This window comes from Nocardia sp. NPDC051832 (genome assembly GCF_040681285.1).
In the GTDB taxonomy this organism is placed as follows: domain Bacteria; phylum Actinomycetota; class Actinomycetes; order Mycobacteriales; family Mycobacteriaceae; genus Nocardia.
Genome location: NZ_JBFAYL010000006.1, coordinates 352,877 through 376,859 on the forward strand (window position 1 = coordinate 352,877; position 23,983 = coordinate 376,859).

The 23,983-nt window shown below is 66.2% G+C and carries 25 protein-coding genes; 15 read left to right on the forward strand and 10 right to left on the reverse strand.

What is annotated here, in order from left to right; genetic code table 11:
- Window positions 1-11: 11 nt before the first annotated feature.
- Together AB0M14_RS33895 and AB0M14_RS33900 are read left to right on the forward strand one after the other, a co-directional pair.
- Entirely contained in the window at window positions 12-1,532 is a 1,521-nt protein-coding gene (locus AB0M14_RS33895; protein WP_365002886.1) for an NAD(P)/FAD-dependent oxidoreductase, read from the forward strand.
- Window positions 1,533-1,557: 25 nt separating this feature from the next.
- Window positions 1,558-2,541: a methyltransferase domain-containing protein gene (locus AB0M14_RS33900; RefSeq protein ID WP_365002889.1), complete on the forward strand. Its 984-nt coding sequence runs from the start codon at window positions 1,558-1,560 to the stop codon at window positions 2,539-2,541.
- 67 nt (window positions 2,542-2,608) lie between these two features.
- Here AB0M14_RS33900 and AB0M14_RS33905 read toward each other — a convergent pair whose 3' ends face one another.
- Window positions 2,609-3,001, reverse strand: coding sequence for a nitroreductase/quinone reductase family protein (locus AB0M14_RS33905; RefSeq protein ID WP_365002892.1), 393 nt, complete (start codon window positions 2,999-3,001; stop codon window positions 2,609-2,611).
- Between the two features lie 103 nt (window positions 3,002-3,104).
- Complete coding sequence (locus AB0M14_RS33910) at window positions 3,105-4,307, reverse strand: amidohydrolase family protein (protein WP_365002896.1); 1,203 nt, start codon at window positions 4,305-4,307, stop codon at window positions 3,105-3,107.
- 78 nt (window positions 4,308-4,385) lie between these two features.
- On the opposite strand from AB0M14_RS33910, the gene AB0M14_RS33915 reads away from it, so the two are divergent.
- Window positions 4,386-4,904 carry a MarR family transcriptional regulator gene (locus AB0M14_RS33915; protein ID WP_365002899.1) on the forward strand — a complete coding sequence of 173 codons (519 nt, stop codon included), beginning with the start codon at window positions 4,386-4,388 and terminating at the stop codon, window positions 4,902-4,904.
- 59 nt (window positions 4,905-4,963) lie between these two features.
- On the opposite strand, the gene AB0M14_RS33920 is transcribed toward AB0M14_RS33915, so the two are convergent.
- The 4 genes from AB0M14_RS33920 to AB0M14_RS33935 form a co-directional block, all read right to left on the reverse strand.
- Entirely contained in the window at window positions 4,964-5,401 is a 438-nt protein-coding gene (locus AB0M14_RS33920; RefSeq protein ID WP_365002902.1) for a hypothetical protein, read from the reverse strand.
- Window positions 5,402-5,630: 229 nt separating this feature from the next.
- Window positions 5,631-6,260, reverse strand: coding sequence for a hypothetical protein (locus AB0M14_RS33925; protein WP_365002905.1), 630 nt, complete (start codon window positions 6,258-6,260; stop codon window positions 5,631-5,633).
- Window positions 6,261-6,422: 162 nt separating this feature from the next.
- On the reverse strand, window positions 6,423-6,827 hold the full coding sequence (locus tag AB0M14_RS33930; RefSeq protein WP_365002908.1) for a hypothetical protein: 405 nt from the start codon (window positions 6,825-6,827) through the stop codon (window positions 6,423-6,425).
- Between the two features lie 459 nt (window positions 6,828-7,286).
- Window positions 7,287-7,763, reverse strand: coding sequence for a hypothetical protein (locus AB0M14_RS33935; protein WP_365002911.1), 477 nt, complete (start codon window positions 7,761-7,763; stop codon window positions 7,287-7,289).
- 121 nt (window positions 7,764-7,884) lie between these two features.
- Here AB0M14_RS33935 and AB0M14_RS33940 point away from each other — a divergent pair, with 121 nt between their 5' ends.
- Both AB0M14_RS33940 and AB0M14_RS33945 read left to right on the forward strand, forming a co-directional pair.
- Entirely contained in the window at window positions 7,885-8,535 is a 651-nt protein-coding gene (locus tag AB0M14_RS33940; RefSeq protein ID WP_365002914.1) for a class I SAM-dependent methyltransferase, read from the forward strand.
- Window positions 8,536-8,602: 67 nt separating this feature from the next.
- Window positions 8,603-8,815: a hypothetical protein gene (locus tag AB0M14_RS33945; RefSeq protein WP_365002917.1), complete on the forward strand. Its 213-nt coding sequence runs from the start codon at window positions 8,603-8,605 to the stop codon at window positions 8,813-8,815.
- 481 nt (window positions 8,816-9,296) lie between these two features.
- Here the strand turns inward: AB0M14_RS33945 and AB0M14_RS33950 are convergent, their stop codons facing one another.
- The gene (locus tag AB0M14_RS33950; RefSeq protein WP_365002920.1) at window positions 9,297-9,917 is read right to left on the reverse strand and encodes a hypothetical protein; all 621 of its coding nucleotides are present in this window, start codon (window positions 9,915-9,917) and stop codon (window positions 9,297-9,299) included.
- A gap of 828 nt (window positions 9,918-10,745) precedes the next feature.
- Entirely contained in the window at window positions 10,746-12,923 is a 2,178-nt protein-coding gene (locus tag AB0M14_RS33955; protein WP_365002923.1) for a malate synthase G, read from the reverse strand.
- Between the two features lie 194 nt (window positions 12,924-13,117).
- Here AB0M14_RS33955 and AB0M14_RS33960 point away from each other — a divergent pair, with 194 nt between their 5' ends.
- The 4 genes from AB0M14_RS33960 to AB0M14_RS33975 are packed head-to-tail and all read left to right on the forward strand — an operon-like array spanning window position 13,118 to window position 16,919.
- Entirely contained in the window at window positions 13,118-13,867 is a 750-nt protein-coding gene (locus AB0M14_RS33960; protein ID WP_365002926.1) for a glucose 1-dehydrogenase, read from the forward strand.
- Window positions 13,864-14,913 (forward strand): alcohol dehydrogenase catalytic domain-containing protein, encoded by a 1,050-nt coding sequence (locus AB0M14_RS33965; RefSeq protein WP_365002928.1) that lies wholly within the window; start codon window positions 13,864-13,866, stop codon window positions 14,911-14,913. Before AB0M14_RS33960 ends, AB0M14_RS33965 begins: the two co-directional genes overlap by 4 nt.
- A complete protein-coding gene (locus AB0M14_RS33970; protein ID WP_365002930.1) occupies window positions 14,910-15,608 on the forward strand; it encodes a TetR/AcrR family transcriptional regulator in 699 nt (232 codons plus the stop codon). Before AB0M14_RS33965 ends, AB0M14_RS33970 begins: the two co-directional genes overlap by 4 nt.
- A 21-nt stretch (window positions 15,609-15,629) precedes the next feature.
- On the forward strand, window positions 15,630-16,919 hold the full coding sequence (locus AB0M14_RS33975; protein WP_365002933.1) for an acyl-CoA dehydrogenase family protein: 1,290 nt from the start codon (window positions 15,630-15,632) through the stop codon (window positions 16,917-16,919).
- Here AB0M14_RS33975 and AB0M14_RS33980 read toward each other — a convergent pair whose 3' ends face one another.
- Window positions 16,920-17,399, reverse strand: coding sequence for a DUF1877 family protein (locus AB0M14_RS33980; RefSeq protein WP_365002936.1), 480 nt, complete (start codon window positions 17,397-17,399; stop codon window positions 16,920-16,922).
- A 127-nt stretch (window positions 17,400-17,526) separates the two neighbouring features.
- Between AB0M14_RS33980 and AB0M14_RS33985 the strand changes: the two genes are divergently transcribed.
- The 6 genes from AB0M14_RS33985 to AB0M14_RS34010 all read left to right on the forward strand — a co-directional run bounded on the left by AB0M14_RS33985 (window position 17,527) and on the right by AB0M14_RS34010 (window position 22,930).
- The gene (locus tag AB0M14_RS33985; protein WP_365002939.1) at window positions 17,527-18,666 is read left to right on the forward strand and encodes an acyl-CoA dehydrogenase family protein; all 1,140 of its coding nucleotides are present in this window, start codon (window positions 17,527-17,529) and stop codon (window positions 18,664-18,666) included.
- 42 nt (window positions 18,667-18,708) lie between these two features.
- Window positions 18,709-19,245 (forward strand): DM13 domain-containing protein, encoded by a 537-nt coding sequence (locus AB0M14_RS33990; RefSeq protein ID WP_365002942.1) that lies wholly within the window; start codon window positions 18,709-18,711, stop codon window positions 19,243-19,245.
- Window positions 19,246-19,553: 308 nt separating this feature from the next.
- Window positions 19,554-20,096: an HNH endonuclease gene (locus tag AB0M14_RS33995; RefSeq protein WP_365002945.1), complete on the forward strand. Its 543-nt coding sequence runs from the start codon at window positions 19,554-19,556 to the stop codon at window positions 20,094-20,096.
- Window positions 20,097-20,129: 33 nt separating this feature from the next.
- A complete protein-coding gene (locus AB0M14_RS34000; protein WP_365002947.1) occupies window positions 20,130-20,417 on the forward strand; it encodes a WhiB family transcriptional regulator in 288 nt (95 codons plus the stop codon).
- 157 nt (window positions 20,418-20,574) lie between these two features.
- Window positions 20,575-22,245: a VWA domain-containing protein gene (locus AB0M14_RS34005; protein ID WP_365002949.1), complete on the forward strand. Its 1,671-nt coding sequence runs from the start codon at window positions 20,575-20,577 to the stop codon at window positions 22,243-22,245.
- 148 nt (window positions 22,246-22,393) lie between these two features.
- Entirely contained in the window at window positions 22,394-22,930 is a 537-nt protein-coding gene (locus AB0M14_RS34010) for a TetR/AcrR family transcriptional regulator (protein WP_365003044.1), read from the forward strand.
- Window positions 22,931-22,949: 19 nt separating this feature from the next.
- Here the strand turns inward: AB0M14_RS34010 and AB0M14_RS34015 are convergent, their stop codons facing one another.
- Window positions 22,950-23,936: a pentapeptide repeat-containing protein gene (locus tag AB0M14_RS34015; RefSeq protein ID WP_365002952.1), complete on the reverse strand. Its 987-nt coding sequence runs from the start codon at window positions 23,934-23,936 to the stop codon at window positions 22,950-22,952.
- Between the last annotated feature and the right edge of the window lie 47 nt (window positions 23,937-23,983).

The following is a 23,983-nucleotide window of genomic DNA, read 5'->3' on the forward strand; positions in this document are numbered from 1 at the left end:
ACGGAGCAACCATGAGCACGTCGACGGATACCGCCGTCGATCACGAGATTCTCATCGTCGGCGCGGGTTTTTCGGGGATGGGCACGGCGATCGAACTGGATCGGGCCGGTGTGCGCGACTACCAGATCCTCGACGCGGGCGACGGTCTCGGCGGAACTTGGCGGTGCAACACCTACCCCGGTGTCGCGGTCGATTTCCCGGTCTTCAGCTATCAGTTCTCGTTCGAGCAGCGATCGGACTGGTCCCGCGTCTACGCCCCCGGCTCGGAGGTACAGGAGTACGCGGAGCACTGCGCCGACAAATACGGCCTCCGTGCACGGATGCGGTTCGATACCAAGATTTCCAGAATCGACTTCGAGGGCCACGCGAATCGATGGCGGGTGACGACGACCGCGGGCGAGACGATGACCGCCAGGTTCGTCGTCAACGCGACCGGAAGCTTTCCCGAACCGAACATCCCGGAGTTCAACGGGATCGAGAACTTCGCGGGACGGGTCCTGCACACCGCACGCTGGGACCCCGCGGTGGACCTGACCGGCAAGCGGGTCGGGATCGTCGGCACCGGAGCGTCCGGCGTACAGCTTGCCTCGGCCGTCGCGACCGAGGTGGCGCAGCTGACCGTGTTCCAGCGGACTCCGGTCTGGGTGGTGCCGAAGTACGATGCGCCGCTGTCCGCGCGGGTGCACTGGGTGTTCGAGCACGTTCCGTTGCTGAAGCCCGCGATCCGGGCGTTGAGCCAGGCCTATATCGAGACGGTCGTCCTGTTGCCCGCCCAGTTTCACAAGCTGTTCCCGTTGACCAAGCTCGCCGCGGTCGCCCTGCGGCGTGAGCTGGCCGCGCAGGTGCACGATCCGGTAGTCCGGGACAAGCTCACGCCGCGTTATGCGCTCGGCTGCAAGCCGCCGGCCTATTCCAACGCGTACCTGTCCACGTTCAACCGCGAAAACGTGTACCTGGAAACCGATCCCATCGACAAGGTGACCACGGACGGCGTCCGCACAGCTGAAGGCGTCGAGCATGAGCTGGACGTGTTGATCCTGGCGACAGGGTTCAAGATGCCGTTCACCTCCGGCGCGCCCTTCCAATGCGTCGGATCCGGCGGGATCGATCTGCACGAATTCTGGTCTCGGGAACGAACACAGGCGTACCAGGGGGTGAGCGTGCCCGGCTTCCCCAACTATTTCTCGGTGTCCGGCCCGTACTCCTACAACGGTTCGTCCTACTTCAACCTGATCGAGGCCGGCGCCAAGCACATCGCCCGCTGCCTCGGCCATGCCCGACGGACCGGAGCGACGCGGGTGGAGGTCACGGAGCGGGCCAACACGGCGTACTTCGAGGAAATGCTGCGCCGCCGGTGGCGGCAGGTGTTCTGGCAGGACACCTGCGGCCGCGCCAACGCCTACTTCGTCGACGTGAACGGCGACGTACCGCTGCGACCGACGCTCAGCCTCGAAACCGCTTGGCGCAGCGCCCGATTCCCGCTGAGCGACTACCGCTTCGACAACACGCCCACGCGTGAAACAGTCAAATAACTTATGCAGGCTTGAAGGGGAAAAGATGACGGTCCTGGAATTTCGCGATTCCGAGAGTTCGACCCGGCGTACCGTGCGGTGGGTTCGCGAATGGGGATGGTTCGCATCCTTGCTTTTCGTGCCCAAGATCCCCAACCGATTCAGTCTGGTGTACGACAAAGTGATGACCGGACACAACACACTGGGCGAGGAGTCGCTATTCATCAACCTGGGCTACTGGAAAGATAGCCCCCGAACTTTGGACGAAGCGGGCGCGGCACTGGCCCGGCTGGTAGCGACGGAAGCGGGCCTCGGGTCCGATGACGTAGTAGTGGACGTCGGCTGCGGAATGGGTGACCAGGACTTTCTCTGGATGAAAGAATTCGGCCCGAAACGAATCACCGGCGTCAATATATCCGCGAAACAGATCCAGGTCTCGACCGCACGGGCCGCCACACTGGGCCTCAGCGACGTCGTCGAGTATGTGCACGGGTCCGCAAACGACCTACCGCTGCCGGATGCGTCCGCGACAAAAGTGACCGCACTCGAATCACCGCTTCACTTTCCGTCGCGTCCACGATTCTTCGAGGAAGCATTCCGAGTCCTGGCACCTGGCGGCCGGTTGGTGACAGCCGACGTTGTGCCACTCGCAAACGAGCATGTCTCGAGCGAGGTCAGGCGGTCGCGCCTCAAACGACTTGTGGTGCACGGAATATTCACAACCGGCCGCAAGAACAATACCGATGCCGAGGAATACCGCCAGGCGCTCCTGGCAGCCGGCTTCCAGGATGTCCGGGTCTACTCCATCCGCGATCACGTCTACCCGCAGTATGCCGAATATGTAAGCCGTCAGCACGACCAGCCGCAAATTCGACGAATCAACCCGTTGCTTCGGGGCTTCTTCGGCCAGAAAGGCGCCGCGTTCTGGGCCCCTTGGCTGGACTATATCGTCGCAGTTGCCGACAAGGCGCCCAGTGGCCCCGCACAGGGTGCTTCCGGCGCGGGGCCTCGAGACGAAAAGAGCTGCTAGGAGCTACTTTTCAGGCCCTGAGCATCACTCACTACGGAGCCGAGGCCGGACAAGGCACCAGCTGTGTTCAGTCCAAGTCGATGCGAATGGTCAGTAGATCGGTACCAACCGCTCGTACCACTGCGCTGTTGGCCCACGGCAATTCACGAAGCCGCGCTCGTGCGTCGTCGCCGCGTACCAAGTGAGCGGTGCCGGAGTACCACCGGCCGCGAATACGCAACCTGACACGGTTGTCCACCTGGATGTTTCGAATGTACTGGGATTTCTCACCGAACTCGGAAACGAGCCAGAAGGAGTTGCCGCTTCGACGGCCGCCGATCGGCGTGATCCGTGGCTGTCCGCTCTTGCGCCCCGTTGTTTCGAGCAGGGTCTGAACCGGCAACCGTCCCATGATCGGGTTACCGATATATCGTTGCCCTGCCGTCACCACACGGTGTTGCAGGTCTCGCAGCTCTGCCATGACCCGATCGTATCCGTGAATTGTTCTGGGGCCGTACGGAGTGACCTTCCCAGGTCGCCCACGGCGACAAGTTCTCTCGGGTCCGGGTTGTGCTCATCCGAATTCAGGCGAGCGTTCGGTGGGCCAGCTCGATGCCGGCGGTGCGAAGTGCGGTCAGATCGTGGTGAACCAGATGGCCGTGACGTTTGACGACGCGGCCATCGACCAGGACGGTGTGGACGTTCGCCGGCGTCAGCGCAGTGACCACGCCACCGCCACTCGGTTGGCTGAGGCCGTCGAGCACGATGATGTCGGCTCTCTTGCCCACGGTCAACGAGCCTGTCTTGCCGCCGAGGCCGATCGACCGGGCGCCGTGGACGGTCGCATTCGACAACACCTGAGCGGCGGGATACATGGTGCGGGAACGCATTCGCTCGAATCTGAGCGTGTCGCGCATCGGCTCGAACAGGTCTGCGGGCGCGTTGACGACGACATCGGTGCCGAGCGCAGCATGTCCTCCGGCGTCGAGGAACGTGCCGAAGGCCGAGGTACCGTGGCCCATCGTCGCTTCCACCACCGGGGTGACCGTGACCGCGACGCCGGCATCGGCCAGCATTCGAGCCTCGGCCGGCGTCATCGCGTTCATGTGGACGAGGTTGAGGTCTGGCCCGAGCAGGCCTGCCTCGTACATCCGCGGGAACGGAGAGTCCGGCCCGCCGCTCGCGTGCATCGACACCGGCAAGCCGAGTTCGCGGGCCAGGGCAATCTCGCGCACGCCGTCGTTCCACGATCCATATTGCGGGCCCAGGATCGCCAGGCCACCGCTGATCAGGCCATCCATGCCGGCAAGTCGCTGCAGGTTGGCCTTGCGGGCCGGGACCGTATGGCCGACCACGACTCGCAATCCGCCGGCGGCGTAGCCGTCCAGCACCGCCTCCGTGTGTTCCGGCGTGACGGTCGTGTTGCTCCAATCGAAGACTGAGGTGACGCCTGAATCGAGCGCTTCGGCCGCGCCGAGTAGCGCCGCGAGCCGTGCGTCCTCGGGGCGGAAAGCCGCGAGGACGCGTCCGAGAACCATGCCGAGGTAGTCCGGCAGGGTCATGTCGGCGCCTATCCCCCGCAGCGGCGCTTGCCAGACGTGGCGGTGCGCGTCCACGAGCCCGGGCATCACCACCATTCCGCTCGCGTCGATCCGGGTGTCGGCGGGGTGCGGCAGGTCCTTTCCGATGGCGGTGATGACACCGCCCTCGGTGAGGACATCGGTCTCGGGCAGTTCGGGACCGCCGTCGCCGGGGATCACGTGGCCGTTGCGGAGCAGGATGCTCATCAGGTACCTCCATAGAAAGCTTTTCTAAAAGGTATGTCAAAAGCTTTCTTGGTGCAAGTCTCCGGGTAGGATGACCTTGTGAGCAGGGATATCGTCGACGTCATCGCCGAGGCTTGGCGCAAGGAGCTGCCCGAAGTGGCCGGCTTGGAGCTGGAGCTCAGCAAGCGAGCCGCGCGGCTGTCCGCTCTGCTCGGCGAGCGGGTCGAGGCCGAGCTGGCCCGCCTCGGGCTTACCAAGGCGGAGTACGAGATCCTGGCCGTGCTGCGTGCCACCGGCAAGCCCTATCGGTTGCGCCCCACCGAATTGTCGCAACGTCTCCTGCTGACCTCGGGCGGCACGAGCAATCTGTTGCGGCGCCTTGCCGCCGCGAAGCGGATCGACCGAGAGCCCGACCCGTTCGACGCCCGCAGCTCCTGGGTCAGCCTCACGCCGCAAGGCGTGACGGACGCCGAGGCGGCCGTAAAGGCAGCGGGCCGAGCTCAGGCCGCACTGCTCCAAGCCGTGCCGGACGGCACGGCTCGTGCCGCAGCCGACGCCCTGCGCGAGGTCTTGGTCGCGCTCGGCGACCAGGCCGACCAACAAAACTCGGACAACTGAATCTCAGTGTTCGCCGACCGGCTGAACGCGATCAGCCGCGGGGCTCGATGGCACACTCGTCAACGGTTGAAAGCACGCCACTCACTGCAGGTGTCCCATGCGAGATCCGAGTTGCAGATCCGCATCTCGGCGTGTTCGGTCCGGATCGCCTGGGGATCCCACACAACCTTGTTCCAGTTCTTGTTCTTGTCGACCGGATTGCGGAATTCGTTGGGCGAGTACCCCTCTACCGCCACTTCCAGATAGACCTCTTGATCATTGTCCGTCGTGTCGTGAGTCGTGCCGTTGAAGACGAATCCGCCGTGGTTCTGTCCCGCAGCAGCGAAATACACTGTGCCGGAGAAGTATCCACCGTCCTCGACGGAGATCTTGACTTCTTGCCGTGCTGCGGCCTCGCCCGGCCCGGCATCGGTCTCCGAGGCCGGAGGGCCCGGTGCTTTCCCGTCCTCCGGGGAGCCCGGATCCGCCGGCTGGGCCTGGCTCGTCGGTGCCGCCACAGCGAGTGCGCACAGGATCGTGGGAATCCTTGGTCGCCACCCGGAATCGCACTGTCTGCGAGCGGCAATCGTTCGAATATCGCCTCCCCTTTGTGATTTCCGCTGCCCTCCACCCTCCCAGCGACCACACCAGTTGGCCAGCCATCGATTTTCACGCCATCGATTCATCGGGCATAGCGCTCATCGCACTGCCGGCAGGCTGCTACATCCTTGCGTCAGAACTGGTGGACTACAGCGGCATTGCTACGCACCAGCGGTCGAATGCATGGATATCCCTGTTCTGCGACGTAGATTTCGGCACGAAGGTGTCCTGCGCGACGATCAGGTACCGGGACCGCTCTGCGGAGCGAAAAGCCTCTACCTTCCAATACTGGACCGGCGACGCCGAGTCCGGCGTCTGCCATCGGTAGGAGTTGTACTCGGCAGCGAAACCCTTGGTGTTGGGCGGAAGGCCTTCGACGACTCGGCTTACGTCGGACTGGTCCCGATAGGCCAGCACCGCATACGTCGGTTTGCCCGTGACGCCGTAGCAATCCCAGGCCGTAACCCAGGGGCCGAGGTTCAGCGAACCGTTTCGAGGTGCCTCCAATGTGGCACCGGTAGGTGCGTATTTGTAGCCACAGCGATGTCCGTCGTATCCCGCTCCGGAAGAACCCAGTTCGGTCGGTCCGTCTGGCTGCACCAGTCCAGGGAACGCATTACGCATCTTGTCCAGATCGGTCCCGCCGCTGCTGGAAGTGCTGCTCTTCCGAACGGCGAACAACGCCACAGTAGCAATCAGGGCGACTACCAGGACACCGACGATGATCCAGATCGAGGCATTCGAGTTCCGCCGCGGCCCGCCGGGATGCGGCGGCATTCCATACTGGGGTGGATACGCTGGCGGGGGCGCCCAACCACCTTGCTGGACAGGAGCATTGGGATAGGGTGCGCCAGGACCTTGCGGTGCCCAACCTTGTCCGTACTGCTGCATACTTCCCCCTAGATGATCACTTGCGAGTGACCCTATCAATGGCGTCGACTACTCCGGAGCAAGTAGGTCTTCGACGGTTGCGACCGCCACGACGTCGCGGGCCATAGCCGCGAAACTCGCGTCAACTGTCACCAGGGCATCGGCCTGCAATCGAGCAACCGCCAAATATTCGGCGTCTCCGAGACTTTCCCAGTCGTGCTCACGAGCGAGCTGCCACGCGACACGACGCGACACCCGGTCCCCGAGCAGCCGGATCTTGATCTGAGTCATTCGCTCGTGAGCCCGCAGCGCAGCCTCTTCGGACCGCCTGCCCGCGCGGACCTCACGCAGCAGCAATTGCAGCGCCGCTGACCTGATCGAGTTCGGCGCGACCAGTTGGTGATCCGGATCGAGGCGAAGCCCGCGATCAACCAAATGCAGCAGCGTCCGCGCATCAATCACATAGCGAGCCATCGATCCAGCTTAGCCAGGCACATAGCCGGCGAGATCCGCAGAACAGGCGGTATCAGCGTGTGTTGCGACATCCAGCTGCCCCGACCCCCTGCCGTCGGGAGCTAGCCGGTTCAAGAACGCGCTGGCGGAATATGGAAGCGCTCGTGATTGTGGAAGCGGCTGTGGTCATGAACGCAACTGGGGTCAGCGACACGTAACCCGTTGCGCACGCGCGTCTTCTCATCGATGCAGAAGCCGCCATCCCCAGTCGGCGTTGCCTCGGCACTCGCCGTCACCGCGCTCGGCGCCCCGATCGCCGCGGCAATCAGTGCGCCAGCCAGGGTGCGGCGTAGCAGCGCGCCAGTCACGGGAATTGTTTGCCTCATCGGCTTCCTTCCGTTTCAAGATCTCACCGTTCTATCAACCCATCGGTGATCCTCTCGAGGAAGTTACGGAGACACCGGCCACAGGCATCGCCCACTATTCGAGCTGATCCCCACTCATGGCAGAGGCCCCGCGCTGGATTCTCCGGTGCGGGGCCTCGAGTCGAAAAGAGCTGCCAGGAGCTACTTTTCGATCACCGTTCCGGATCAACGGCATCCTGGCCTGCGGCAACCGTCGAGCGACGACAGTCACATCGGGCGCCAGCGCGGCGGGGAAGCCCGCGCAGCGTGTCGGCGACCGCAGTTCGGTCGAGCCGAGTGCGAAACAGGAGATCGCGTCCGTGCGTTTGGCTTCGGCTGGGATGAATAGGTTCATATACATTCCGAACAGGCCGCGTCGCTGGTAGCGAACCCGGCGCGCCACCACCAGCGCGTGATTCATGGTTTCCAGGCCCAGCGTGTCCGCGACCCAGCGATCGGCCCGGTAAACGACGCGCCGTCCCCATGCGACTCCCGCGCCGGAAAACGCGACCAGCCACACCGTGAACGCGAACCAGAACATGTCGGCAGGCAACTGGATGAGGTTGACGAACCACGAGCCTGCGCGTCGACTACGCGCCCGCGAACGGCTCGCCGAGATAGCCGCCGCAGCGTCGGTCGATGGCGATTGGTGATCACCGACTACCCTGCCGATGATGAGCGCGGACGACTGGTTGACCGATACCCGAATCTCCTACGACACAGTCGCGTCGAGCTATGCCGACCAGGTGCGCGATGCCCTGGCTGGACACCCATACCTCCGTGCGGCTCTGGCATTGTTCGCCGACAGCGTGCGGGCCGACAGTGGCGGGCTCGTCGCCGATGTCGGATGCGGTCCCGGACACATCACCGCCTACCTGCACGAGCTGGGTGTCGATGCCTTCGGCGTCGATCTCTCCCCCGGGATGATCGAGACGGCTCGGCGTGACCACCCCGGCCTGCGGTTCGAAGTGGGTTCTATGACGGAGCTGGACTTCCCGGCAGCCTCGATGGCCGGCCTGCTGGCCTGGCAGTCGTTGATCCACATCCCCGACGACGAGGTCCCGGCCGTGCTGAGACGCTTTCATCGAATACTGCGGCCCGGCGGAACTCTGCAATTACTGTTCCACGTCGGCAACGAGTCGCAGTTGAAGACCCAAGGCTATGGCGGTCACCCGATGAACGTCCATGTCCACCATCGACAGCCCGACCTCATGACGACCTGGCTGCGTGATGCCGGATTCAAGGTCGAGGCTCACCTGCTCCTCGCCCCGGAAGAGAAAGCATCGCAAGCAATACTTTTCGCACGTCACCAGCCCTGCCAGTAGTTCAGAGAAGCTTGCCTCCGATGCCCCCGTTCTCATCGTTTCCCCGAGCGAGCGGCCCCGGCTGGTCGTGATCCGCGACAACCTTCGGGACCGCATCGCCGAGTCCGAACGTGAGGGCTGGCTCGGTGAGATCGAAGGTCATTCCGTCAGTCTTGCCGCGGCCGAGGAGAAACTCGCACAACTCGACGCCCAGCAAGTACGAAAGGACGCACCTGTCTTCCTAGAAATACTGACGCTCGATCAGGTCATCGCACGAAAAGGCGATGCTGGGCCACCATGATCAGTAGGTCACGAAACCGCCGTATAAGCCGCATTTTCGTGCGTAGGGCTGATAGTGCCGACGAGCGGCACATGGCTGCGGCAACGCGCGAGTGGGCCCACCACCATGTGCCACTCACAAACGTCGTCGCGTTGGCGTTTCCGACTGCGATGGCGCCCATGTGCTCCAGGGCGGGTCGGATCGCCTTGCCGAGATAGTCGGGGATGAAACCGGAGAGCGGACAGGCTCACCGTGAGAAGTCGATACCGGCCCGGTAGTGCACACGGCAACTGTCGGTGCCGGTGGGTTCGACCGTCACGCTCCGTGAAGTTCGAGAGATGCAGTCGCCGACCAAGATCGGCTGCGAGGCGAATGTTGCGCGGCCGTAGCAATGGACTATCAGACCTTGTCCCACGTCATTGATGCAGGCATCGTGTGTCCGCATCACTCCATGGGCGCTGACGATGTGAGGGGTGTGGCAGCTCTCGTCCCGCGCTGAGGCTCATCGTGCCGGGGCGAGGCAGAATACGGCGTCGAAGACGTTGTCCGGGTTGCTCTGGGCTGCCTCTCTTTTCAACCGCACACCTTGCACCTTGGTCGCCGCCGGGATGCCCTGGCAGGTGTCGCGCGTCGCGGCGACCTTCTCGAACCGGGCCAGGACACGGAATGCGCCCGGCTCGGTGCAGGGTGCTTTCCGGCCGCGTTTCCCGGTGCCGACCGCTACGCAGTCGCCCACTTGGGCGATATTGATGCCGGCGGCCGGATCGGCGCCTACGTCCCCGGCGCAGAACACGCCGATTGTGGCTCCCGCGGCGTCCTTATGGCGATACTGCATGTGCACGCCGGGCACCTGCCAGCAGTCGGAGGTGGCGCCGGGGAGGTTCTCGAGCAGCACGTAATCCGCTGTGGGGTCACTACATTGGACGACGGCGAAGCCGGTCGGGATGTCGTCGAGGCAGTCGCCCTTCTTGACCGCGACCTCCGCGGGAGCGGACGGCGTCGTGACGGCGGACGACAGTGCCGACGTCGAGGGCTGGACGTTCGGATCGGTCACCGTGCACCCCGCGACCAGCAGAACCATCAAGGCCGGGATCCAGCCCCGGCCGCTTCGTAATGTCCCCACCGTGTCTCCTAACTACAAGCCGCCCAAGGATATGTCGTGGTCGAACCGTTGTGAAGCCGAGCGGCACAGGCGGAATTCGAGCTCCGCACTCACGGCCGCGTCGCTTGCAGAGGTGATATGCGCACGCCACCACGGGGGAATCGCTGAAGTTCAGGCGTACGAACGTAAATACGGTGTGCTCGCGGAGGGCAGCGCTGAAGATTGGGACTGGTCGAGGTCGGCGCCCTCGACCAGATATCGGCCGCGGAATTCGAGGCAGCATGGACGATGGCTCGTAAAGCAATCGAGCAGCGGTGGCACACCCGGTAGCTGAGCAGCTTTCCCGAAACGACAGGCCGCTCGCTCGTCGGCTACAGGATGTGCTGAGCCGTAGCCGTTCTCGATCGCTACCTGCTGCGGTCTAGTCGGTCGGCCCCACCGTCACCGGGTTCGCTGCGAAGATCTCGTCAGCTGCTCTTAGAGCCTCTCGTTCGTCCATTGTGAGGTGCGACGGAATCGATCACGCCGATGCTGCCGCCTTCCGGAGAGGCGATCTCGACTCCACTCCTTCGTACGCGGTAAATGACTGGCCTGCAGATGGATTACGAGGTCGCTGCCCCTGGTTTCTCGTCGTCGGCTGATCCAGCCGCGCCGAGGCAGCCGCGAGTCGCACATATGCCCCGGTAGGCAGCACGGCCGCGTACCCGGGTATGTGACCGTTTTGAGCGTGACAGGCCGGTATTCGAGCTGATCTCCAGTGATGGAAAGGCCCCGCACCGGATGTCTCCAGTACGGGGCCTCGAGTCGAAAAGAGCTGCCAGGAGCTACTTTTCAATCACTGAACATCACTCACTTGCTGGCGGCCTTGGCCTCACGCCGGCGCCGGTGCAGGATCGGCTCGGTGTAGCCATTGGGCTGCTTGGTGCCTTCCAGCACCAGTTCCTTGGCCGCCTGGAACGCGATGCTACCGGCGAAGTCCGGGGACAGCGGGCGGTAGTTCGCGTCGCCGGCGTTCTGCTGGTCGACGACCGGGGCCATGCGCTGGAGGCTGGCGAGGACCTCGGCTTCGGTGACGACGCCGTGGCGCAGCCAGTTGGCGACCTGCTGGCTGGAGATGCGCAGGGTGGCACGGTCTTCCATGAGGCCGACGTCGCGGATGTCGGGGACCTTGGAGCAGCCGACGCCCTGGTCGATCCAGCGGACGACGTAGCCCAGGATGCCCTGGGAGTTGTTGTCCAGCTCCTGCTGCTTCTCCTCCGCGGTCCAGTTGGTGTCCTGCGCGAGCGGGATCTCCAGGATCTGGTCGACGGTGGCGCGGGGGCCGGCCTTGGCGAGCTGCGCCTGCTGCTTGAACACGTCCACCTGGTGGTAGTGGGTGGCGTGCAGGGTGGCGGCGGTCGGCGAGGGGACCCAGGCGGTGTTGGCGCCGGCCTTCGGGTGGCCGATCTTCTGGACGAGCATGTCGGCCATCAGGTCGGGCATGGCCCACATGCCCTTGCCGATCTGCGCCTTGCCGGGCAGGCCGGTAGCCAGGCCGGTGTCGACGTTCCAGTCCTCGTAGGACGAAATCCACTGCTGCGACTTCATGTCGGCCTTGCGGACCATCGGCCCGGCCTCCATGGAGGTGTGGATCTCGTCGCCGGTGCGGTCCAGGAAGCCGGTGTTGATGAACACGACGCGCTCGGACGCAGCGTTGATGCACGCCTTCAGGTTCACCGTGGTGCGGCGCTCCTCGTCCATGATGCCGACCTTGAGGGTGTTGGCGGGCACGCCGATGACCTCTTCGATGCGGCCGAACAGCTCGTTGGTGAAGGCGACCTCGTCGGGGCCGTGCATCTTCGGCTTCACGATGTAGACCGAGCCGGTGCGGGTGTTCTTCAGCTCGGTGTCACCGTTCAGCGCATGCTTGGCGATCAGCGAGGTGATCAGGCCGTCCATGATGCCCTCGGGCACCTCGTTGCCTTCGGCGTCGATGATCGCGTCGGAGGTCATCAGGTGACCCACGTTGCGCACAAACAGCAGCGAACGGCCGTGCAGCACGAGCTCGGAGCCGTCCAGCGCGGTGTAGACACGGTCCGGGTTCATGGTGCGGGTGAAGGTCTTGCCGCCCTTGGACACCTCTTCGGCCAGGTTGCCCTTCATCAGGCCCAGCCAGTTGCGGTAGCAGACGGTCTTGTCTTCGGCGTCGACGGCGGCGACCGAGTCCTCGAAGTCCATGATCGTGGTGACCGCGGACTCCAGCACGATGTCCTTGACGCCGGCGGTGTCGGTGGACCCGATCGGCGAGGACGGATCGATCTGGATCTCGATGTGCAGACCGTTGTGCTTGAGCAGGATCGAGGTGGGCGAGGCCGGATCGCCGAGGTAGCCGACCAGCAGCGACGGATCGGCCAGGCCGATGGTGGTGCCGTCTTCCAGGCCGACCTCGAGCTCGTCGTCGACGATGGTGTAGCTGGTGGAGCCCAGGTGCGAGCTGGTGATCAGGGTGGCGACGTCGTCGAGGAAGTTACGGCCCCACTCGATGACCTTGTCGCCGCGCACCTTGTTGTAGCCGGTGCCCTTCTCCGCCCCGTTGTCCTCGGAGATGGCGTCGGTGCCGTACAGCGCGTCGTAGAGCGAGCCCCAGCGCGCGTTGGCGGCGTTGATCGCGAAGCGCGCGTTCATCACCGGCACCACCAGCTGCGGGCCGGCCTGCACGGCGATCTCGTCGTCGACGTTCTGGGTGGAGATCTGGAACGCGGCCGGCTCGGGGCGCAGGTAGCCGATCTCGGTCAGGAACGTCTTGTAGGCGGCCTTGTCGTAGCCGGTGCCCGGGTTCGCGGCGTGCCACGCGTCGAGCTTGGCCTGGATCTCGTCGCGCTCGGCCAGCAGGGCGCGGTTGCGCGGCGCGAGATCGTTGATGACCTGCTCGGCGCCCGCCCAGAACGCCGCGGAATCTACGCCGGTGCCGGGAAGCGCCTCATTCTCGACGAAATCGTGGAGAACACTGGCCACCTGAAGGCCACCGACCTGAATCCGCTCTGTCATCTCATGCCTCACTTGTCGAGAAGAACCGGTTTAAATAAGACGCTCGTAATGTTACCCGTCGGTAGACGCTGCTCCGCGCGTCGGGTCAACACAAACAGCCAGCAATCTGTTCCGGGAGGCCGGTCAACCTCTTGATTCTAGCTCGCGCCCGATTTAATGTACTGATCGGAACATTATGTGGCGCAGGAGGCTGAATGCCGGACCAACCGTTGCTGGATCAAGTCGTGCTGGTGACCGGCGGCAGCCGGGGACTCGGGCGGGAGATGGTGCTGGCCTGCGCCGCCGCGGGCGCGGACGTGGTGATCGCGAGCCGCAAGCTCGACGGCTGCGCCGCACTCGCCGAGGAGGTCAAGGCGACCTACGGACGGCGAGCGCTGCCGGTCGCCTGCAATGTCAGCGACTGGGAGCAGTGCGGCGCGCTCGTCGAGACCGCGTACGCGGAATTCGGCCAGGTCGACGTGCTGATCAACAACGCGGGCATGTCGCTGCTGTACCCGAGCTTGACCGAGGTCACCGAGGCCATGTTCGACAAGATCATCGGCGTGAATCTCAAAGGGCCGTTCCGGCTCTCGGCCCTGATCGGATCCCGGATGGCGGCCGGTGCGGGCGGGCGGATCGTCAATATCTCCTCGATCGAGGCCAGCCACCCGGAACCCATGGCGGTGCCGTACGCGGCGGCCAAGGCGGCACTGAACAATCTGACCGCCGGGCTGGCCCAGACCTACGGCCCGAAGGTGCGGGTCAACGCTATTCAGTGCGGGCCGTTCGCGACCGATATCGCCAAGGCTTGGACCGAGGAGATGGTCACCTACATGAGCGGCCACAACGCCCTCGGCCGGATCGGTCAGCCCGCCGATATCGTCGGCGCCGCACTGTATTTCGCGACCGAGGCATCCGCGTTCTGTACCGGTTCCACGCTCACGCTCGATGGAGGATGGCGATGAAGGCGCTCACTTACGAAGGACCGCGGCAGATCTCGTTCAGCGAGGTCGCCGATCCGAAGCTGCCCGGCTCCGATGGCGCGATCGTGCGGGTCACCGCCGCCGGAATCTGCGGCAGCGATCTGCATATCTACAGCGGGCACGGATTCGTCCAGGGCACCGGCTACGGCGTCGGGCACGAGGCCGTGGGCGAGATCGTCGAAATCGGGCCGGACGCGCACGGATTCGAGGTCGGTGACCGCGTGCTCGTCTCCGCGTCCGCAGGCTGCGACCAGTGCCGGAATTGCCGTCAGGGCTTGGTCGCCGCGTGTGCGCGCCATCCCCTCCCCGTCGATGTCTGCTACGGGCTCGGCGGTTCGCTCGCCGGTGCGCAGGCACAGTATCTCGCCGTGCCGCACGCCTCCGGAAACCTTGTCCGCCTGCCGGATTCGATCAGCGACGAGGCCGCGATCGTGCTCACCGACAACGCGCCCACCGCCTGGTACGGCGCACGCCGGGCGCGGATCGCCCCGGGCGATCACGTCGTGGTGATCGGCCTGGGGCCGGTGGGACTGATGGCGGTGCAGTCGGCGTTCGCGATGGGGGCCGCGCGCGTGCTCGGCGTGGACCTGGTCGCCGAACGCCGGGCGCGGGCCGCCGAACTCGGGGCCGAGCCGGTCGAGTCCGCGGATCCCAAGGCCGCTATTCGCGAGATGCTGGACGGCGGTGCGGAAGTCGCGATCGAGGCGGTCGGCGCGGATGCCACCATCAAACTGGCGATGAGCGCGGTCCGGCCGCGCGGGCGGGTCAGCGTGATCGGGGTCAGCCAGAACCCGGCCTACCCGATCAATATGCCGCTGGCACAGGTGAAAGAGCTCGAATTCCATATCGGGCTGTGCTCGATCCAGTACGAACTTCCAGCGCTGCTGCGGCTCGCCGCCGCGGGGCGGCTGCGGCCCGAAGTCGCGGTCACCCACCGGATGCCGATGTCCGATGGTGCGGCGGCCTACACCATGTTCGCCGACCGCGCCGACGGCGTCAGCAAGATCGTCCTGGACCCGTGGCAATGACCGCGGCAGCGCGCAACGGCGACGACTCGGGCGCACCGAGACAGCGTGGCGGCCCGGTCGCGGCGGGCTCCGGCACGCCCGCTCGCCGCCGCGGCCGGCCGCCGGCGGCCCACAGTTCCGCCGGTGACACCCGTGAGCGGATCGTCCGCGCGGCCGTCGAGCTGTTCGCGGACAAGGGTTTTCACGGCACCGGCGTCGCCGAGATCGGCGATCGCGCCGACGTGCAGCGGGGCGCGCTGTACTACCACATCGGCTCGAAGGAGGAGCTGCTGTGGGAGATCCTGCGCGACTACATCCAGCTGATGCGCGACGACGCCGAGCAGATCGCCGCCAGCGGACATGATCCGATCACCAAGCTGCACAAGCTGATTCAGTCCTATGTGGCCTTGATCATCGCGCACCGGCGGGAAGTCGCGATCCAGTTGCGCGATGTCACCGCGTTGACCGGCGAACGCGCCACCCAACTCCAAGACCTGCGCGACGACGTGCAGGACTGCTGGCAACGAGTACTCGACGACGGCTACGCCGCCGGGCTCCTGCGCACCGCCGACCACGTGATCACCAACAGCCTGCTCGGCATGCTGAACATGATCACCGTCTGGTACCGCCCGGACGGCAACCACTCCCCCGGCGAGATCGCCGACCTGCTCGCCACCACCTTCCTCGACGGCATCACCACGGAATCTACGCAGTAGTACCTCAATGAAAGGTTGATCATGGCTTGGGATTTCGACACCGACCCGGAGTACCAGCAGAAGCTCGACTGGGTCGCGGAGTTCGTCAAGACCGAGGTGGAACCCCTCGATCTGATCTACCCCGAACCCTATGACCGCAAGAACCCGGAGGTCCGGGCGCTCATGCGGCCGTTGCAGGAGAAGGTCAAGGAGCAGGGCCTGTGGGCCTGCCACCTCGGCCCCGAGCTCGGCGGTCCCGGCTACGGCCAGGTCAAGCTGGCGCTGCTCAACGAGGTGATCGGCACCTCGAAGTGGGCCCCGCTGGTGTTCGGTTGTCAGGCGCCCGATTCCGGTAACGCCGAGATCCTCGCCCACTTCGGCACCCCCGAGCAGAAGGCGACCTACCTACAGCCCTTGCTCGACGGCGAGATCGGCTCCTGCTACGTCATGACCGAACCCACCGGCGGTTCGGACCCGACCGCGTTCCGGACCCGCGCGGTCCGTGACGGCGACGAATGGGTCATCAACGGCGAGAAGTGGTTCAACTCCGCCGCCGAATTCGCCTCCTTCCATATCGTCATGGTGGTCACCGATCCGGACGCCGCCCCGCACCAGCGGCTGTCGATGTTCATCGTCCCCGCCGGCACCCCCGGCCTGGAGATCGTCCGGAACTTCACGGTGCCCGGCTTCTCCGACAACGAGGGCCACCTGCGGTTCACCGATGTCCGGGTGCCCGCCGACGCGCTGCTCGGCGCGGAGGGCCTCGGCTTCATCGTCGCCCAGACCCGCCTCGGCGGCGGCCGGGTCCATCACGCCATGCGCACGGTCGCCATGGTGCGCAAGGCTTTCGACATGATGTGTGAGCGCGCGGTCTCGCGGCCCATGCGCAAGGGCGTGCTCGGCGGCCTGCAGATGACCCAGGAGAAGATCGCCGAGGCCTGGATCGAGATGGAGCAGTTCCGTCTGCTCGTGCTGCGCACCGCCTGGCGCATCGACAAGGAACAGGACTACCGCAAGGTCCGCCACGACATCGCCGCCATCAAGGTCGCGATGCCGAAGGTCATGCACGACATCGCTCAGCGCGCCATGCACCTGCACGGCGCCATCGGCGTCAGCACCGATCTGCCCTTCGTCGACATGATGAACTACGCCCAGATCATGGCGATCGCCGACGGCCCCACCGAGGTCCACAAGATCACCCTCGCCAAGGAGGTCCTCAAGACCTACACCCCGGGCGACCCGGTCTACCCCTCCGGCTTCCGCCCCACCCTGCGCGACGCGGCCCGGGAGTTGGTGGCGCAACGGCTCGAACACACCGTCGGCAACCTCTGACTAGCTGGAATAGCTCAGGATGACGGCGCAGCGCGCGGCGGTGGCATCGGCGAAGAACTCCAGCAGGAGTTCATGGCAGAGCTGGTAGCGAACCAGTTCGTCGATGGCCCGCAGCGCGAGTGCGTCCGGATCGTCCAGCGTGATGTCGGGATCGATGTCCGGTAGCTCCGTGCCATCGAAATCGGCGGCCAGGTCGTCGAACGGCGTTGCCCGCAAAAGGGATTCGATCACGGCGGCCCGGTCGTCGGGGATGCCGAACACTCCGGCCGTGCCGATCGCGTACGCGGACAAGTCCTCGGGACGGAAAGAGACCTCGACCTCGGCGGCGTCCAGCAGATACTGGACGCCGTGCCAGGCGTCGTCGACAGACAGGTGATAGTCGAGTTCGCTCGATTCCTCGGCCAGCGTCGCGGCCCCTTGCGGGTCCGCGACCGCGGCCGCCAGCGTGTCCGCGTTCACCGCGGTCATCGTGATGTGCACGCGGAGAAGGATATTGGCTCAGGACGATTTCGGCGCGGGGTGCGAACGAGCCCACCCTAGGGGTGAATCTGCGCCGCGGCGCTCGCGCGGCTGAACCGGCGCCGCGACCCGGTCGTAGCTCTCGGGCATGACGACAACTACTGCTGCTGATTCCCGTACCGCCACCGACTGGGTCACCCTCGCCCGTTCCGTCGGTGCGACACTGCGCGCCGAGGTCGCCGACCGCGACCGCAGCGGCGAGATCAATGCCGCCGCCTTCGAGCAGCTGCGGGCGACCGGGCTGTCCGCGGCGCTGGTGCCCGTGGAGTTCGGGGGCGGCGGGGCCACGCACGCCGAGATGGGCGCGGCGCTGCGGGAATTGGGCCGCCACGATCCCGCCACCGCGGTCGCCTTCGCGATGCATTCGCATCTGGTCGCGACGCAGGTGTGGCGGCACAACCACGGGCAGGACGCGACCGCGGTGTTCGGGAAGGTGGCGGCCGGGGCGATCCTGGTGAGCACCGGCGCCTCGGACTGGGTCGGCTCCAACGGGCGCGCGGTGCGCGTCGACGGCGGATACCGGGTGCACGCCCGCAAGGCCCCCGCCAGCGGCTGCGAGGTCGGCACCGTGCTGGTGACCAGCTTCCGCTGGGACGACGCGCCCGGCGGCGCGCAGGCGCTGCACTGTGCCATCCCGCTGGCCGCGCCCGGTGTCCGGATCGAGAAGACCTGGAACACGCTGGGTCTGCGTGCCAGCGGCTCGCACACCGTGGTGCTCGAGGACGTCTTCGTACCCGACGCCGCGATTTCACTGGCCCGCCCGGCCGACGTCTGGCCGCCACTGCTCAATGTCGTGATCGGCGCGGCGCTGCCGCTGGTCATGGCGGCCTACCTCGGAATCGCCGACAGCGCGGTCGAACTCGCGACCGGCCTGGTGCGCGGGCGCACCGACGCGCACGTCTACCAGCTGGCCGGCGAGATGATGAACGCCTACACCACCGCCGGGGACACGATCGAGGCGATGTTCCACGGCTCGGCGAACCTGACCTTCGCCAATACCGACGAGTACGCCGCGCGCACCCTGAGCCGCAAGACCGTCGCCGCCGACAAGCTGATCGAGACGGTGCGCCTGGCCATCGAGACCGTCGGCGGCCTCGGTTACTCCCGGACCTGCGCCCTGGAGATGTACTACCGCGATATCCACGGCGGCCAGTTCCATCCGCTGCCGCGCGCCAAGCAGCTTCAGTTCACCGGACGGGTAGCGCTCGGTCAGACGCCGCTGGGCTGACAACTATTAGGCGTGTGCGGCCGCCACGCGGTTGAATAGGGTATGGCCTTCGCGAGGAGAAAACCTCAGAAGAAGATCGTGCTCGCGGTCGCGGCGGTGCTCGTCGTCGTGGTGGGCGCCGGTCTGGCCTTCTTCCAACCGTGGAAGCTGGTCACCGACACCACCGTCGTCGAGGACGCCCCCACTGCGGTCCTCGGCACCGATCCGGGCGCCGTGCCGCAGCTGCCGGTCCCGCTGTCCAGCGGCCGGTTCATCTCGCATGAGCACAGCACCACGGGCAGCTTGGTCATTCTGAAACTGCCCGACGGCAGCCGGGTGCTGCGCCTGGAGAATCTCGACACTTCCGACGGGCCCGCCCTGCACGTCTGGCTCACCGACGCGCCGGTGCTCGAGGGCCGCGACGGCTGGGGCGTCTTCGATGACGGCGCACACCTCGACCTGGGCGGGTTGAAAGGCAATAAGGGCAGCCAGAACTACCCCATTCCGGCGGACGCGGACCTGTCGAAGTACACCAGCGTCTCTATCTGGTGCGACCGGTTCAACGTCTCCTTCGGCGCCGCGGTGCTGGAAAAGGCCTGATCTACAAGAGAATTCGAAACAGCACCTACCGGTCGGCGAAATAAATGAGCCGACAACGGTGGGTGCTGTGTGCCACCATGGAATCAGACGATGATCAAGGAAGGAGGAGACGGCCTGTGCAACCGCACGAGATGAAGAATTCGGCGAATACGCCCTTGATCGGCATGTGTGGACAGCGGATCAGTGATCCCAGCCCCGTCCTCCTCCAGGCCGGTCGCTAGACCCGCCCCATCCCACCGCAGCCGCTCCCGCAAGGGCCGCCGCATTCTCCGAATTCGTCCCATTCTTCATGAAACATGGTGAGCCCCATGCCGTTCCGACGTGCCGCTCCGGCGGCGTTGACCGCAGACAATTGGATACACACTCCGGTACTGGTCTTGAACGCCTCTTTCGAGGCGCTCGACGAGATCAGCGCCGACCGTGCCGTAGTGCTGCTGATGAGCGGGGCCGCCGAATCCGTCGCCGACCGCGAACCGCAGTTCCCGATCCGCTCCAAGCAACTGGAAATCCCACTGCCGGAAACGATTCGGCTGCGGCGATACATCTATATCCAGCACACCGCGCTGGTGCACGACGAAAGCCGCGCCACCCTGGCCGGCGTGCTGCGCCGCGACGACCACCGGTGCGGCTACTGCGCCGCGTGGGCCCGCACCGTGGACCACATCCGGCCGCGCAGCCGGGGTGGCCCGAACACCTGGAGCAACCTCATCGCCTGCTGCGCCCCGTGCAACTCGGTCAAGGCCGACCGCACGCCGGAAGAAGCGGGCATGCGGCTGCTGTGGGTACCGAAGGCGCCGAACCACCTGGCCAAGCGTCAACGTCAGATCTGGAAGACCCTGGCCACTGCCTGACCAGGCCGGAGATCGGAGAAAGGAGCAAGGACCATGACAGTCCGAACCGAGCTGAGACGTACGGCCAACGACGTCACCGAACCGACCCTGGCGGACCTGCTCCCACTCTCGGACACCCGGGACTGGCATCGGGCCGCCTGCCGCGGCGACGCCAACCACGACGCCTGGTTCCCGTACCCGTCGGAGGACTTCGAGTACGCGCGCGGCATCTGCGCCGGCTGCCCGATCCGGGTGGCCTGTGGTGAATTCGCCGCCGAGACCGGACAATCCGGCGTCTGGGGCGGGCACGAGTTCGACCGCGGGCGCATGATCCGCGAGTGAGCCGCTCGCCGACCATGGCGAGCGACCAGCACGAAGACGTCCCGCGTCAGGCATGGGCTGCCGTCATGCACCGAGTGCATGACGGCAGTCCGTGTGCCGCCCGCGCTCGGGCTGACCGGTCGCCCAGTAAAGCGGAGGTGACCATAGACTGTGCGCCGTGGGCACTCATCGCAGCGGAACCAGATCCCGGGGCGTCAGCAAAGGTCCGGTTATCGCAGTGGTGGCCGTGTTGTTGCTGGCCGGGGCGGTCTTCGCGTGGTTTCAGCTAAGTGACAGAGCCGCGCAGGAGAATACCGCCGCGGCCTCGGAGTGCGTCGAGGGTGACGCCACGTTGTTCGTCACCGTAGATCCGGACCTCGAAGCGCCGGTGCGCGCCATCGCCGGCCAGTACAACGCCGCGAAACCACAGGTGCGTGATCACTGCGCGAAAGTCGTGGTGACCGCGCGCCCGTCGGCCGACATGGTGGCCGGATTGACCGCGGGCGGGGCCTGGAACGGCGTGCTCGGGCCGCAGCCCGCGCTGTGGATTCCGAGTTCCTCGCGCGCCATCGAGGCCGCGCGAGTTCCCGGTCTGATCGAGGGCGATCCGGCGTCCATCGCGGCCAGCCCGATCGTGCTCGCCGTCCCCGAAGACCTCCGTCTAGCGCTCGAGAAGTCCGAGACCACGTGGGCGGATCTGCCACGCCTGCAACAGGGTTCGCTCAGCACGATCGGTCTGCCGAACTGGGCGGGCCTGAAACTGGCGCTGCCCGCCGGCGACGCCACCCTGGCCGTCGCCACCGCCGTCGCCGCGGCGACCTCGGGCACCGACCCGCTCACCGAGCAGGCCGCGCAGACCGGTCAGGTCGTGTCGGCCGTCTCCGGGCTCGCCGCCGGCGCGCCCGACGCCGACACCGCGGCCGCCCTCACCACGATCGCCGCGCCGCAACCCGCGAAGGCGGCGATCCACGCGGTCGCCGCCACCGAACAGCAAGTGCGGGCACACGCCGGGGTAGCCATCTACCGCCCGGTGGGCTCCGCGCCGGTGGCCGATCATCCGGCCGCATTGATGTCGGGCGCGTGGGTCGATCAGACCCAGAACCTCATCGCCAGCGTCTTCGCCGAGTACCTGCGCGCGCCGGAGCAAGCACAGTTCTTCACTTCGGCCGGATTCGCCGCCGCGCCGCCCGCAACCGGTCCCGGCGCGACCCGGACCGCGCTGGAGAAAGTGCGCGCCACCCTCGACAACCCCGTGCTCGGCGTGCAATCCACGGTCCTGCTCGACACCTCGTCGTCCATGTCGACCATCGACGGCTCGGCCACCCGCCTCGCCACCGTGATCGGCGCGCTGAAGTCGACCATGAACGTGATGCCGCCCGATTTCGGTCTCGGTGTCTGGGCGTTCGCCAAGAACCTCGACGGAACCACTCCGTACGACGTGCTGACCCCGACCAAGGCGCTCACCGACGACCACCGCGCCGCCGTCAACACCGCGCTCGGCGATGTCGAGGCGGCCGAATCCCGCACCGACCAGGCCTACCCGACGCTGCTCGCGGCCTACCGCAACGCCGTCACCAATTATGTGGCGGGCAAGACCAATTCGATCCTGCTGGTCACAGACGGACCGGACGACGATTCCACGGTCACCGGCCAGAAACTGCTCGCCGACCTCACCGCCGCGATCGATAAATCCAAGCCGGTGCGCATCGATATCATCGTGATCGGCGGGGCGGGCACCCAAACCCTGCAAGCCCTCGCCCAGCAAACCGGGGGCACCTACACCAAGCTCGCCACCTCCAACGACCTCAGCTTCGGCACCGCGATGGTGCAGGCGCTCACCACGCCGTAACCCCGATTTCGCCATACCACGACTGGGGAGCGACAATTGCCACGAACGAAGGATTAAACCTTCAATTAGTGTTCAGATTTCGAGCGGGAGTTTGTTTGTGGAGACCCAGCGTCGTCCTGGTGGCCGTAGTGCGCGCGTTCGGGACGCGGTGCGGCAGGCAACGCTGGTAGAGGTGACCCAGCGTGGCTACCAAGGCCTGACGGTCGAAAACGTGGCCAAACGCTCGGGCGTGCACAAGACCTCGATCTATCGCCGCTGGGGCAGCCCGGAGGGACTGGTCGCCGACGCGCTGGAACTGGCCGCCACCGAACCCATCCCGATCCCCGACACCGGCACCGTCGGCGGTGACCTGCGCGCCCTCACCGAAGCCGTCCGCGCCGGTTTCGCCAGCCCGCAGGGCGGCGCCGTCGGCTGCGCCTTCATCCTCGCGGGCATGCAGAACCCCGCCGCCGCCACCGCCTTGCAGTCCTTCATCGCCGCCCGCCGCCACCAGTCCCTGGTGATCGTCGACCGCGCGGTGCAACGCGGAGAACTCGCCGGCTCCGTCGACGGCGACGAACTGATCCGCTTCGCCCTCGCCCCGATCTACTACCGAATCTTCGTCACCCACGAACCCCCGACCCCCGAGGACGCCCGCAAGTCCGCTGACGCCGCCCTGGCCGCGGCCCGCGCCGGAATCCTCTGAATTCCCCAGTCGGCGTGGTTTACGGGCTTGCGCGACTCGCTGGCGGCGTGAACCCCCTGGGCCACACCGTTTTCTGACTGTAGAAGATTCCATCCAGCTTCGCCCGGTCCAGCTGAGCATCGGTGAGGTCGGCATCTGCCAGGTTCGCCCCGGTCAGATCCGCACCGTTCAAGTGGGCGCCGGTCAGGTTCGCGGCGGGCAGGTTCGCGCGAGTCAGACTCGCACCCACCAGGACGGCATTGGTCAGGTCCGCGCGGGACAGGTTCGCCGCGACCACGCGGGCACCGCTCAGCTGCGCGCCGCGCAGGTTCGCCACGGCCAGCCACGCCCCGGACAGATCAGTGTTGACCATGGCCGCGGAAGTCAATGCGGCGCTTTGCATCTGCGCGCCCGAGAGGTTGCCGCCCGACAGGTTCGCGTTGGCCAGGCGGGCGCCGCCGAGCCGCGCTCCGGCGAGGCAGGTACGCACCAGATCGACCTCGAGCCCGTCGTCGCGATCCGTGTCGCGCCGGCCGATCACCGTGACCGCGGCCTGGAGGTCAACCGGCAGCCGCTGCTCGGGGTCGGTCCCGTCGACCACTGTGCCGGGTGGCGGGCACGAGGAATAGGGGCTGTGCGTGCGGAGGAACGCGGCGAGGACGTCGATGACGGTGCCCTGATCCGCCGGGGAGTCACGCGCGAGTCGCTCGAGCAGGAATATCCCGCCGAGCCTGACGTCGAGTTTGTCGGATCCCAGGTTGTCGATCGCGCCGCTGAATCTCTCGGTGACCTGGCTTTGTTCGGCCAGCCGATACTGGCCGCGAGTGGCGTCGAGTGATTGGCCGGTGAACCAGAGCCCGGACACGGCGGCGACGGCCACGCCCACCGCGGCGACTCCGGCGATCGCGCGCCCGAGCTTGGCCCAGCCCGCCCAGCCGAAAATCCGGGCGGCCGCCGACCGAGCCCGTTGCGACCGGCGCGGCGACTCGTCCGGATCGGGCGCGGATGGCAGTGGGCCGGAACTCATGCTGGCAATCATGACGGGCCCGCCCCGTGCCCGCACTGTTATCCATA